9 protein-coding genes are annotated in these 13,690 nt (G+C 30.3%); all 9 read right to left on the minus strand.

Annotated features, from left to right (window positions below; all coding sequences use genetic code 11):
* Nucleotides 1–63: 63 nt before the first annotated feature.
* The 9 genes from BLV79_RS07615 to BLV79_RS07660 all read right to left on the minus strand — a co-directional run bounded on the left by BLV79_RS07615 (nucleotide 64) and on the right by BLV79_RS07660 (nucleotide 13,294).
* On the minus strand, nucleotides 64–891 hold the full coding sequence (locus BLV79_RS07615; RefSeq protein ID WP_074717734.1) for a hypothetical protein: 828 nt from the start codon (nucleotides 889–891) through the stop codon (nucleotides 64–66).
* A 355-nt stretch (nucleotides 892–1,246) separates the two neighbouring features.
* Nucleotides 1,247–2,341, minus strand: coding sequence for an LCP family protein (locus BLV79_RS07620; protein ID WP_074717737.1), 1,095 nt, complete (start codon nucleotides 2,339–2,341; stop codon nucleotides 1,247–1,249).
* Nucleotides 2,341–3,147, minus strand: coding sequence for a class B sortase (gene srtB / locus BLV79_RS07625; RefSeq protein WP_159429337.1), 807 nt, complete (start codon nucleotides 3,145–3,147; stop codon nucleotides 2,341–2,343). Before srtB ends, BLV79_RS07620 begins: the two co-directional genes overlap by 1 nt.
* 313 nt (nucleotides 3,148–3,460) lie before the next feature.
* Nucleotides 3,461–5,413, minus strand: a complete 1,953-nt coding sequence (locus tag BLV79_RS07630; RefSeq protein ID WP_074717740.1) for an LCP family protein — start codon at nucleotides 5,411–5,413, stop codon at nucleotides 3,461–3,463.
* Nucleotides 5,414–5,533: 120 nt separating this feature from the next.
* A complete protein-coding gene (locus BLV79_RS07635) occupies nucleotides 5,534–6,061 on the minus strand; it encodes a hypothetical protein (RefSeq protein WP_074717743.1) in 528 nt (175 codons plus the stop codon).
* A gap of 159 nt (nucleotides 6,062–6,220) precedes the next feature.
* Nucleotides 6,221–7,459 (minus strand): glycerophosphodiester phosphodiesterase family protein, encoded by a 1,239-nt coding sequence (locus tag BLV79_RS07640; RefSeq protein WP_074717746.1) that lies wholly within the window; start codon nucleotides 7,457–7,459, stop codon nucleotides 6,221–6,223.
* A gap of 161 nt (nucleotides 7,460–7,620) precedes the next feature.
* Nucleotides 7,621–11,550 (minus strand): pectinesterase family protein, encoded by a 3,930-nt coding sequence (locus tag BLV79_RS12440; RefSeq protein ID WP_159429338.1) that lies wholly within the window; start codon nucleotides 11,548–11,550, stop codon nucleotides 7,621–7,623.
* 350 nt (nucleotides 11,551–11,900) lie between these two features.
* On the minus strand, nucleotides 11,901–12,473 hold the full coding sequence (locus BLV79_RS07655) for a tryptophan--tRNA ligase (RefSeq protein WP_074717749.1): 573 nt from the start codon (nucleotides 12,471–12,473) through the stop codon (nucleotides 11,901–11,903).
* 161 nt (nucleotides 12,474–12,634) lie between these two features.
* Nucleotides 12,635–13,294 (minus strand): hypothetical protein, encoded by a 660-nt coding sequence (locus BLV79_RS07660; RefSeq protein ID WP_074717752.1) that lies wholly within the window; start codon nucleotides 13,292–13,294, stop codon nucleotides 12,635–12,637.
* Between the last annotated feature and the right edge of the window lie 396 nt (nucleotides 13,295–13,690).

The following is a 13,690-nucleotide window of genomic DNA, read 5'->3' on the forward strand; positions in this document are numbered from 1 at the left end:
TTTCTATAAATAAAAAACAAAGATGAGTGAGACAACATCCTTCACCCATCTTTTAATATTTTTTTACTGCTCTTTTTTATCTGAAAAAACTATTGTTATAGCAGAACACATTATAATAAGTGAAAGCAACCAAACTATTCCATAACCATCATCAGTATTAGGAGATTTTCCCTTTCCTTTTGCTCCTCCACTAGAAGAAACACTCCTCTTTACTACTCCTGATGAACCTGAAGAAGAAACTGTTGTCTTCTTTGTGCTTGTTGAGCTACCCACACTGTTATTAGTGCTATTTCCTGTTTTTGTCGTGCTTTTTATTTTATTATCTGTATCAATTACACTCTCTGAGTTATTTGATTTTACTTCTACATCTTTTTCCGTTTTAGCTATTCCTGTACTCCTAATAAAAGAAGCTATTGTTCCTTCATAATCTGTAGCTGTTATAAAAATAGGAGAAAAGCTATTAAAACTTGGTGAAATTGTACCATCTTTACTAACTTTAAGAATCTGTCGTGTCCAATATCCTTCTTTGCTATAATGAGACACAATTACAATTTTATTGGCATAATCCATACCCAACTTAATTGTTATCTGTCCTTGTCCTTCCGCTGAAATATCCAATTTAAAACTATCTACAACCGCAATATTTTGTTTTTCTAATCTATTATTTATATCTTCTGCTTCGCTTTCAAGTGCTTTAAGAGCTTCTAGATTCGTAATATCATTGACAATTTTATCAATCTTAACCCCGTCTTTTCCGATTACATTAGCATCATCAATTCCTCTCGCATCTTCTATGATTTTTGCTACCGCACTTCCTGCTGCGAAAACTGTTACATTCATTGCAAAAACCAATATCGTAGCTAATACAACCTTTATTAACTTTTTCTTCATGCTTCACCCTCCCTAGCTTGCTATAATTTCTGCTGTAACCCTAAATTATATCAAACATTTTCTGCTTTTTCATTTTGTTTTTTTATTTATTTTTTTGAATATGTTTCTAAAACTGTTTAAACCTTTTACGCCTTAATCATATTAACTCTTAAATTTTCATTAACTTATTTAATTGCGTTTTCTTAACAAATTCTAGTTATGTACAATTATTTTATCGAGTGATTTAATCCTTTTTTTACAACTACTTTTAACATTTTATAATTTTTAATAATTTATGGCAGAATCTTTATCACTAGGGTAAAATCTTTTTTCTATTTGTAACTATCTTATAAAAATCCTATAATTCTTTCTTTTTTCATTTTACTTTTTTATAAAACACTTCCAATATCATTTCATATACCTTTTCTTTATCTAAAATATATTCATCAAATTCTGTTGTCGTTGGGCCTTGATATGTTCCAGGTAAAATCTTATATTCTTGCATTTTATAGCTTCCTGAAGCAAACAATGAACCTAAATAACTTACTTCTGATGTTGAAATATTTGATGCCATATTATTTTTTATTGAACCAATTATTCCTAACGCAGAAGTAGGATTTTCTTTAAATCGCTGCTGAATTGTGGAAAGTAATCCTTTTATATAATCTTTTTGTCTATTAATTCTTTGCATATTACTACCTACTACAGTTGTATCACGATATCTCAAGAATTTTTCAGCCTTAATTCCTGTCATTACAACTGTTGCACCTTTTTTATACGCTTTATCAATATATGTATACTCATCAGTCATTGTCACATTTACACCACCGATTCCATCATTTATAACTGGAATTGCGTCAAAATTAACGGCTGCATAATTGTTAATTGGAATTTTATACATAACATCTGAAACGACATTTAACATATCTTTACAACTTTTCTCTTTTCCATCACCATATGCGTACTGTAAACAGATTTGACCGTTTATAACTTCTGATGCAGCACCATTTTTCGTTCTCGTTAAAATATCCGTCATAGTATCTCTTGGAATATTAATTGTATTAACCTCTTTTTTATCTGTATCTATTGAAATCACACAAATTACATCTGCTTGTCCAAATTCTCCAGGGACTTTACTTTTTTCAGCTATATCTCCTTTTGAATCTATGCCCATAATCAAAATATTAATAACGTTATCTTTTAATTTATACTTCACTCCATTAACTTTGATTGTATCATCTAAACCTTTTGAATTATTTGATTTATTTTGGGATTTTGCAATTAATTTTTGTCTTCCATTAGACATCATAAAAGCTACTGTCCCAACTCCACCTCCAACCAAAAGGACAAATACTGCTAACACGATTAAAAATACTTTTAATTTTCTATTTTTTTTATGATGATGATGTCTATGATGATCATGATGGCCATAGTGCCCATGATGACCGCTTTGTCTATATTTTCGATTCATTAGTTATCGCCCTCCTCTTTCCACTTGTTTCCTTGTCCGTCGTCCTCTAAGTATGCTTGAACCACATATCTATAGTCAGGATTACCTATGCAAGTCGATAAGGTAATTAGTCTTGAATTTTTATTTACATTTTGATTCTCTTCAATATTGTTTCCCATTTTTTTCTCTGAATAAATATATTGTATATATGTTTCAAACACTGCTTTATCTTTAAAATCATCATATTTTTCTAAAATCAAATCATTATTTGTTACATATGCAGCAAAAATTCTGTATTTCATCTTATAATCTTTTGTATAAATGTAGATTTCTTTATTAGTGTCAAAAAAACTCTTATCCTCAAATTTATGCAAAGTTGCAAACATAGATTTGTCCTTCATATTATGTCCATAAATTACTGTATTTGGATCTGTAAAATCTGGCGAATTTCTTTTTTGTGTATATATACATCCTGGATAGCCACTGGAATGATCTACATTATGCTCTAGATAATAATCCTCTGGTAAACCATCTGAACTTCTTAAAATAGGATAATCTACATTTGTGTTAGGAATTTTAATCCACGCATATATATCTGGATTTATCTTATATAATTCATCAAAATTAATGTCTGTTTGTTTTGGATATTCTTTTTTTTCTGACTTTTTTTTCTTTTCAACCTTATGCACACTATACGCTTTTTTCTTTATATCTTCGTACTTGTTTGTTTTCATTTTAATAGAAGCAATATACGCTCCTATACTCACAATACAAATAGCAATCACAACACCTAAAAAAACTTTTATTCCTATTTTTGTTTCTTTCACAACAAATTTCACCCTTTCTATTATCATGTAAACACTTTTCATTTATTTTTTTCACCACATTATTTTTACTTATTACTGTTGCGTATAATATATTTAAATATAACGCATCATAATTTATTTCGTCTTTTTTTATATTTTATTTAGAAATTTTAGAATCCTATAAGAAATGCTTTAGAATTAATATTCTTTAAAATAAATAATCTTTAAAATAAAAAAAAATCTACAACTCTCTCTAATATACTTCTTAGAAAAAGTTGTAGATTATAAATATTTAACTTCTTATGTATTAAATTCTATAGTCAATTCTAAAAAACTATGGTGTTACAGGTGCTTCCTGTGTATTGCCACCTTCTTGACTTCCACCTTCACTACTACTACCTGCTGCGCCACCCTCTGACTCATTTCCAGAGCTTGGATTAACCTTATTCTCTATTGGTTCTGTTGGCTGCTGCTTATTTTCAGTATGTTTAGGTTTAGTCTCTGTTGATCTTGTCTTATTTCTACTTGGTGTTCTAGCCGTAGATTGTTCTGTACTTCTCTCTCGACTAGATGTATCATTACTTGACTTATATGATGATTTCTTCTTTGAACTAGATGAACCTGAAGAATAATCTGAAGAATAATCTGAATCATAATCGTCATCATCAGAATAACTATGTTTGCTATAACTTGAGTCATCTGAAGAATTATATAAATCTTTTACTTTTTTATTATCTTTTGTTAAGATACCATTTTCAGCTCTATCTCGAATTCTCTTTTCTTCTTTCTCAATAGCATCTTGGTCTAATTCTTTACCATCGTAAAGTTCTTTGATTAATTTCTTACCTTCATCAATTGATTCAACACTTGGTATCATAACATAAGCACGACTACCTAAAGAATATGGAACTCTCTTATCGTTGCAACCTGTTGCATGATATGTAGAAATATTCCATTCTTTTCCATCATCTAACTGCTTCTTAACAAGTTCTGAAATAACAGAATATGGAATATTAGTCTCAAAACTATCTTCTATGCTCTTAATTACTGATTCGTAATTTGTAAGCATTTTAGTAGACATACACTTCTTAACTACAGCTTTGATAACCTTCATCTGGTCGATACCACGCTGCTCATCACCCATATCCTTAAATGCTTTACGCTCTCTTGCAAATGAAAGAGCTCTTGTTCCATCTAATTTATTAATACCCTTAGAATATTTCTGACCATCATGTGCAGTAAATTTATAATCTGAATTTACTTCGATTCCACCTAATGCATCAATAATATTTCTAAATCCAGTAAAGTTCAATCTAAAATAATAATCAATCTTGCATCCATAAATATCTTCTAGAGTGTCTATCGATTTATTAATACCATATAATCCTGCATGAGTTAACTTATCATATTTGCCCTTTGATACTCCTGGAATCTTAACATAATAATCCCTAGGTGTAGAAAGAAGCATTACCTGATGTGTTTTTACATTAACAAATGCAATAATATTAACATCACTTCTACTTGTTACTGAAGGATCACCTTCTGTATCAATACCACTAATATAAATTGCAAAAGTATCTTTTAATTTTCCACTTACTTGTTTCTCAGATTCTGTCTTAATCTCATAAGTTGCAATAACTTTTAATTCTTTTGAGATATTTTCAAATCCTTCAATATCATCAAAACTGTCAATGTATCCTTTTTTCAAAATTAATGCATCAACTTTTTTATCTCTTATTGCCTGAAAACTAACATTAACATTATCCAGTTTCTTTGTTTTAATTGATTTACCAACATCTTTATTAATCATGTCAACTGTTTTCTCAGTGATGTCTTCGTCCTGACTAGACAAAACGCCAAAAGTATAATTCTTAGCATCTTTAATATTATTTGCTTTATCGTCCTTACGGACATATACACACACTTCTGTTTTGTCCTGATTATTCTTAGTAATTTGCTCAAGAGCCAATCTACCCCTAACAACATAAACGCAAACAACACAAAGTACAATACTTAAAATCATTGCTAAAGCTGAACCAATATAAAACAATTTACTTGATTTCTTAAACTTCATAATTGCGCCAATTGCCGCAAATAAAACTAAAAGTACAAATGCACCTAAAAAAACGAACTTATTTGGCAACACCTGCACATACTCAAGAACGCCTATTGTAATTATTGATGCAATAAAGTATATCGCAAGAATGATTCGACCAATAATAGTTCTTTTCTTGAGACTTGATTCACTAAGTCCAAGACTTTCTTTTTGTTCATTCTTATTATCCAATTTCTTTTCCTCTCACTTTTCCACTAATTACTTAGCTGTCTTATTTTATTGTATAACAAATACTAAACTGAAGTATAACCATTTTCACTATTTTTTTCAATAGTTACAATGTGCTTTACTTCAAGTTTGTTCTAAGCCATAAATAACTTGTCTTTTTTTCTTATATAAATATCTCTTACACATTCTAAATATGAATTCTAACGAATACGTATCGTCACTCTTTAAAACACTAAGCATAAATTCAATTGCATCAATGTTTCTGAATTCATTTGGTAAAAAGCTGAGCTCATTCTCATATTCACATATTATTCGAACGCTTTCTTGTTCTTCCAACGCAATTTTAGCCTGACTTTGTTTAATCTTTTCTCTATAAATGAGTCTAAGAATTAAAATATCTATTGCAATAAGAATATTAAATGCACTCATACTCATAATATAAATTATTGCACCTTTATTTCCAAACGTCAACAAAACTGTTGCAAACAAAACAATAAATACATCCAGCAAAATTCGCGTTTCTATCTTCTTAGCAACCTTCTTAGTTGCTTCTTCAATTTCACGCTCATACTCTTTCTTTTGAAGTATATGTTCATCTGCTTTTTTGCAAATATCATATGCCTTCATAAGTCTAATTAATGTCATTTTCATATGTGTTTATCCTATTCTAAAAATATCAATGGGGTAACAAAAAATCTTTTTAGTCAAACGACATTAAAATTATAATTTTTAAATCAAGAAATGTCAACATTTACTTAATACTAAACATATTATAATTATTTATTTAGATTACTATTGTTTTTTATATCACTACCTCTTTTCTAAGCTTTCGTAAAGCTCGGCATCTCCAAGATTCAATACATTCGTATAAACCCCATCAGCTCCAAGCGTACGTGCTTTAGTATAATTCTTAAATGTGTCTATTGTATGATTAAAAAAATATTTCTTTTTTTTATGAATCTCATTCACTTCAGTTATACCAAAACGTTTATCCTCAAATTTGGCTGTGATCACTTGAATATTCCTATGTTTTGATACAAATTTTATTATTTTATCAGCCTTCTCTTTTGTCGCATATGTTGTATAAATAATACTTTTGAATGGATATACATTCATCACAATATCATACATATCATCATCATAAATTTGTGGTATTATTCTTTCCAATAAATGAACGTCCTTTTTTTTGGCCAGCTTATAAATCTGTTCAAATTGTATCTTTGTTTCATCTTTTGAAAAATCTGTTGATTTGGTGTCCGTTATAATGTACATATCTTTATTAATCAGCATTTCATCCAAAAGATTCTCATACATCATAGTAGTAAATGATTGTCCAAAATCAGGTAAACTCGTTCCTCTAAATTTTTCCCACTGTTGTGCAGAAAAAGGAGTATTATTTTTCATACCAAATTTTTTCCAGTCATGCACTAAGGCCATCTTGTTATCTGAAGTTGGATATACATCAAATTCAAAAACTCTAAATCCCAAATTATAGTTTTGAATAATTGCTTCTTTGGAATTAGTATACGAATTATAATTATATTGGGTTTTAACTGCTCCGCCCGCATGAGCAATCATTTTTGTATGATTATACCAAGTCTGTGGAGACACTTCTTTGTATTTTATTTCATGATTTTTGTAGTAAAAATCTAGCATAAACACATCTTTTAAAGCTTTCGAAGACGCATAGTAATCCCCATTTATTTTTTTAACCTGTCGTTTTATATCATATCTGTAACTATTCTTTCTACAAAAATTATTTGTTATATCCCAAAAAACAGTAACATCTACTCCACTGATTTTACCAGTGTAAATATTATGATTTTTAGTTTTGAAGCCAATAATATTCATAACATCATTTATTTTAAAAAATCTATCTGTTTCAATTTTTTGTAAAACTGCTCTTTCTTTTTGGGCTTTATAATATTTTTTTTCATAATTACGACCTAACGTAAAAACAATTTCCATACTCATCAAAAAAAATATCATAAACAAAAGTATTTTGGCAATTTTTATAATTGTTTCTTTTTTTTCAAATATACTTTTCATTTCATCACCACGTAATACACTTTCTAGTTTATTTACACGTATTACATAATAGCACACCACTTTATTTTTGTGTAGTAAAAAAGCATTCTATATTAAAAAAATCTAATATAAAATGCCTTTTTAACTATTACTTATAATTTTTTTGAATTCTTTTTTTGTTTTTATCTTCTTTTCTTATTTGCAAGAAAGTAACCAACTGCACCTGCAATAATACTTGTTGCAACAAATGCAAGAATAATGCCAAATACTTTTATCATATTGTCTTCATCTTTTACTTTATTTGACTTATTTGCTTTCTTAGTTTTATTTAACTTATCTGACTTAGCAGATTTAGGAACCTTGTTTTCCTTAATCTTAACGTCATCTGTATTCTCTTTAGATGCATTATTATCATCTGTTATAGCATTTTGTGCATCTTGTGCTGGCACATTATTATCAATATTATCATTTGCCAAAACTGATTTAGTTTGATTGTTTAGCCTATTATGATTCTTTCTAGTATTTCCATCACCACTTAAAACATTCGCTTCAAATTCTTCTGCTTGAATTACTTTTACTACTTTTTTAGCTTTTTCAGCAGTTGCTCTTGTAGCATCCGAAGTACTTGTTTTATGAGATGAATGGCTAGCATTCGATTCTGAGCCTGATTTTTCTTGTTCTTTATTTCCACTTGTAGGATTTGTTCCTGGTTTATTATTGCCACTGCTTGGTTGTGGCTGTGGTTCTGGCTGTGGTTGTGGTTCTGGCTCTGGTTGTGGTTCTGGCTCTGGTTGTGGCTCTGGCTCCGGTTGTGGCTGTGGCTCTGGTTGTGGCTCTGGCTCCGGTTGTGGTTGTGGTTCTGGTTGTGGCTCTGGCTCCGGTTGTGGTTCTGGCTCTGGTTGTGGCTCTGGCTCCACTGCTGGAACTCCATATAGACTATTCAATAATGTTGTATAATCATAACCATCTAAAACAGTAGAACCATTAATATTTAATGCTTCTTCTTTTGTAAGTAATGGTCTGCTTGCGTCTAACACGAAACCTTTTCCATATGAACCATACTCATAAAATCTTGCATCTTTTGCTAGATTTTCTGACATATCTCCGTAACTTTGACCACTTTCAATGTTGATTGCACGGCCTAGATAACAATTAATAAAAATTGTTGAATCATCTTTGCCCCAAGGTCTTGCCATTCTATAACTTCCATCTTTAACACCATCTTCCGCGACAAATCTGCATTCGTTGAATACCAAACCATAATCTACATCTGCCGGTGTGTTACCTGCTGAGAATACACCATCTGATTTATATGGAGTGTATCTTGCAACAATATCACAGTCATCAAAATATGATGATCCCGAACCATAAATAAAGTCAACATTTCCGGTAATATAACATTTTTTAAAGTACTGTCTTGTTTTAACCGTAACACCATTTAACTTTTGTCTTGCAGCTGTTAATACTGTATCCTGGTAACTTAAAAATCTAACATTTACAAATGAAGAGTTATCTGCTGCAACACAAATTGCATCTGCTTGCTGTCCGTCTTTGTTGCCATATGGGAAACTATTTTCAACTGTAAGGTTTTCTGCGGTGAATCCCTTAGCCTTAGAATCTACATAAACTGCATTTCTATCCCACATTGTTGTAGCTGTGTTATCTCCTACTGCTGCGTGATAAAAAATATGAGTATACTGGCTATCCTGTCCTAAAAAGCTAATATTAGGCTTGTCTACAACTACTCTTTCATTATATTGACCATTTTTAATGAAGATTACGGTATTTTTATTTGAAGGAAGCACTGATTTAACAGCACTTGAAACAGATTTAAATGTCTGTTTTCCTTCAAAAGTACTTCCGTCTTGTCCCGCGTAATCCTTATCAACCACAATGTCATATGATGGATTACAAACAAAATTGAATATTTTGCGTGTAACTTTTCCGCTGGCATCTGTTAATAAAACGTCCACATCATTTCTTTTATCAGCAAGTTTAGCAGAAAAAGCAAATTCTTCATCCGCTTTAACTTTCTTTTCTTCTTGAACTTTACCATTAACAACTAACTGTGCAGTTCCCTCTTTGCTTGATTTTAACTTGATTTCTGCATCTTTTTTAAATAATGTATCATTATCTTTTGAAACAACAGTCATTTTTGCAGCTTCATTTTCGTAAACATATTTTCCTGAATGTCCATCTGTTGTAAGCAATTGAAGTTTATTTGATGGATTAGATGTATTTACGTTATTTTTTGCCACAACATAATAAACATATGGCTGTTCTTCCGAAATATTTTTATCGTTATACTCACAATTTGTTACAGTTGCACATAAAGTAGGATTTCCATTGAATCCAAGAGTTCTGTAAACCTCATATTCCGTTGCGCCTGTTACAGTATTCCATTTTAAATTAACTTCTTTAGAAGAAGCATTTCCAGTTAAAGTTGTTGAATCAAGTGGGGCTACATATGAAACTTCATTAGTTTCTACTTCTTGTCCTTGTGTACTTCCACCATAAGGAACTATTTTAAATTTATAGGTTCCCTGTTCACTTAAATCACTAAAAATAAATGAATTCGTTCTTACTGTTTTTACTTTATTGTAAGCAGATTCATTTTTTGAAACAAAAACATCATACTGCTCAACACCAGAACCTTTTTTTGAAATATCCCAGTTGAGGTTAACATTTGTTCTATCTGCTGATAATTCTGCTTTTGCATTTGCAATTACAGGAGCCTCGCCTGCAATATTAAACTGATCGTTAGAACTATAAACAACTTTATCCGCTTCATCTGATAAAGTTATATTAGAAATACTAGCATTAACCCCTGATAAAGCAAAACCGTATCTTACTTTTTTATCTTTTCCTAAACATGGAGATTGGTTTGAAACTCCAAACCTAAAATTATTTACTAAAATATTATCATTAGCATCTTTGATTGTAGTAAATGATTGATCTCCATCTTTTTTATATTCTATGTAATAAGTTTTTCCACATTCAAATTTTCCAGCAGTGTTAGGCATTTCTTTCTTTCCACCACTTAATTTGCCATTTGAGTATGCATGAACAACTTGATTATTCTTATTAAATTGAATTGCATCATAATATACAAACTTATCATCTGCATTTGGTACAAATTGACCAGCAAATAATCCCTGTCTGTCTGTACCCATATCTATACTATTAATTACAACTTCTGCTCTTAATGTCATATTGTTTGAGTTTTCTGGCAAAAGTAGGTAATCTACGTTAGTTGATGTTCTAATGTCTCCTTTTGACGCACCTGTTCTGTCTGATGCAACATTAATTCCACGTCCTGATAATTCACAAGAATATTTAACTTTATCTTCGTATTTGCCGCCTATATCAGAGCTTTTCATACGATTTAACTCGTATGTTTCTACATTAGACGTAAAGACTTCACTACCGTTACTTTTAATAGAAACATCTGTTGCTTCTATTTTTAATCCTCTTGAAGCAAAGAATCCAATAGTAGATGGTTTAAAATTTGAAACACCCATTCCATTTCTTGGCATTATACAATCTTTAAAGCCAGCATCTTTAGCAACTGTATAATAAATAGCATTGTCTTCAAACTCTAATTTAACATAAAATTCTTTTGGTAAAGTATCTAATTTTTCATTGCAAAGAGATGATCCGTTCTGATGGATAACACCCATCGCGTTCTTTGAATAATCAATATACCATCCACCTGCCGGTGTATCTACTGCTTCACTATCGTTTCTTGCGATAATACCAATTTGACCTGCTGTAGCATTTTCATTGCAATTCTTGACCTTCGCTACAATTGATGATTTTCCCTCAACATCTGTAAAAAGATATGAAAAATCACTTTTATGATAATCTTTATCAAAACCGCTTTCACCTTTACCTACAAGTGTAACAGTTTTATTTGAAATGCTCCCCATTCCTGCATCCTGATGAGTTCCTATTTCACTAAGTATTAATTGAGATTTTGAATCTGTTTGTCCTGCCATTACTGTAGCAAGTGACATAGCATTATAATAACCTGGTGCAACCGATGTTGTAGAAATAACAGTTGATGCTGTAATCACTTTAACCATCATAGCAAGTTTCTTGTTTTTTCGCATAATTTCCTCCTTGAAAAAAACCAAAAACAAAAGTGATTGACTTTCATTTTTCATAATGTAACTAAAATTTGAAAATCAACAATAGACGTGTTGTTGCTTATAAGATAAACATGAAATTTTTATTATCCTCTTATTAAAAATTTATAAATTTTTGTTACATGCTATAGATTAACATAATTTTAAGAGTTTCTCAATGTTATAGTATATTTTATATATTTTTGTAAATAATGCACAACTAACAACATTTCTGGCTAAGGAAAAAATCGAATACTTTTGTTAAATATTCATACAAAAAAGACTATGAACATAGCTGACAAAATCTGTCAAAACTCATTCATAGTCTTCTTAATTTATTCTTTATCTAAATCTTCTATTATATCTTCTTGTTTTTTTCTAGTAAGAACTCTTTTTATCTTTTCATCGTATTCACTTTTTGTAATTACCCCAAGTGTTTTTTGCATTTTGATTTTTCGTATTTCATCATAATAATCAACTTTTCTTTTTGCTTTATCCATTTTCTCGTCGTATTCTTCTTTGCTTAGTATTCCCATCTCTAAAGCTTTTGCAAGATGTTCTCTAGCTTTTTCATACTCTTTTTTAGCTTTCATTCTGTCTTTTTCGTCATAAACATCTCTCACATGAGCATGTTGTTCATTTAATTCTCTCTTGAATGAATCGTACTTTTCAATTATAGGTTCTATCTCTTCTAGCAAATCTTCAACATCAAATGTCTCTTCTAACTCACTATTTCTGACAAAATCGACATATCTTTTACCGATTTTTTGATATATTTCATTTAAATCTCTTTCTGCTGCCAACTGTTTCAATCTAAGATTTGCAAACTCGCTCTGTTCTTTAACTGTTGAACACACAGTCGAACCAACGTCTCTCGCTGTCAATGCCATTTTTTCTATTAAATTCACTAAATACACCCTCCTAACATTTCAATCAATTGAAAATTGTAATTACATTAGAATTTCAAATATTATATCGTGCAAATGTTTCATCTGCTTATTACATATAATAAAACAATACGTATCTTCATTCAATAGTTTTCTGAATTTTTAATAAATATATTATATTCTCATATCATAAAATCAAAAATTATTCCTTCAAATAAATCTCCAACTTTAAGGGTCCTCATCTTTGAAAAATCTACATTTTCATTTGGTAACTCAACTATGTGTTTGCGCTGTTTTGCTTCAAAAACTTCCATATTAGAGCCAATAGATTCTCTTGCTTCTCTTTCATTTTCATGCAATATTTTCATTTTTTCTTCATATGCTTTTTCTTCATCTTCATCCCATTCAGACGATTTTTTCTTTATTTTTTCCTTATTTATTCGTGATAAATACTGCAAAGATTTCGCTGCCTGATACATTTTATCATCATATTCTAAAAGTTTTCGCTCGTCAGATGGGGGAACCATGTCTCCATTTGCCATATTTCTAAAAACTGCCATAATTTTGGCTTTATCCATGGCATCTTTCTTTTCAGCTTCTATTTTGGTTCTTTCTTGTGCCATATTGGCTTTTATTTCAAGCGAAGTCACATATTCATTTTTATCTTTGTTCATTTGTTCTGTTGATTTTTCTGTCAAAACCAAAACGTCTTCATCTTCCGACAAAACCGTTTCCTCTCCATTTGAGTTTTTTACTTTAGTGCCCTTCGGCACCCGATACGCTTCATACGTATGAATAAAACTCAACATATGATTTGCGACTTTATTTGTTACTGCTTCCATTTAACTGCCTCCTTAAAAACAACTGACAGCACTACTACTCTTTTGTTTATTTCGACTCATATTTTATATATGTTATTACTTTTTAGAAATTCTTTATTTTCTTTTATATATGTTTTATTTAGATAACGAAATCGATGGGAGGTTGATGGATATGTGTAACTTAAATTCAAATCATTAATCATGGCTCATGGCTCATTTTTCATTAGCTTATGAAATAAAGTTTTGTCAATTTTCACTAAATACTTCTCTCATTTTTCCTGGAAAATCTACTACTCGTTTCATAATTAATCATTGATAATGCTCCAAAATCCATGTATAATCTTTATTACGACTAAAAATAGATCGGAGATTCAAATGAAAAACAAAAAATATTCTATGCCAAATCATTTGGCTAAC

Source organism: Lachnobacterium bovis DSM 14045, assembly GCF_900107245.1.
GTDB lineage: Bacteria > Bacillota > Clostridia > Lachnospirales > Lachnospiraceae > Roseburia > Roseburia bovis.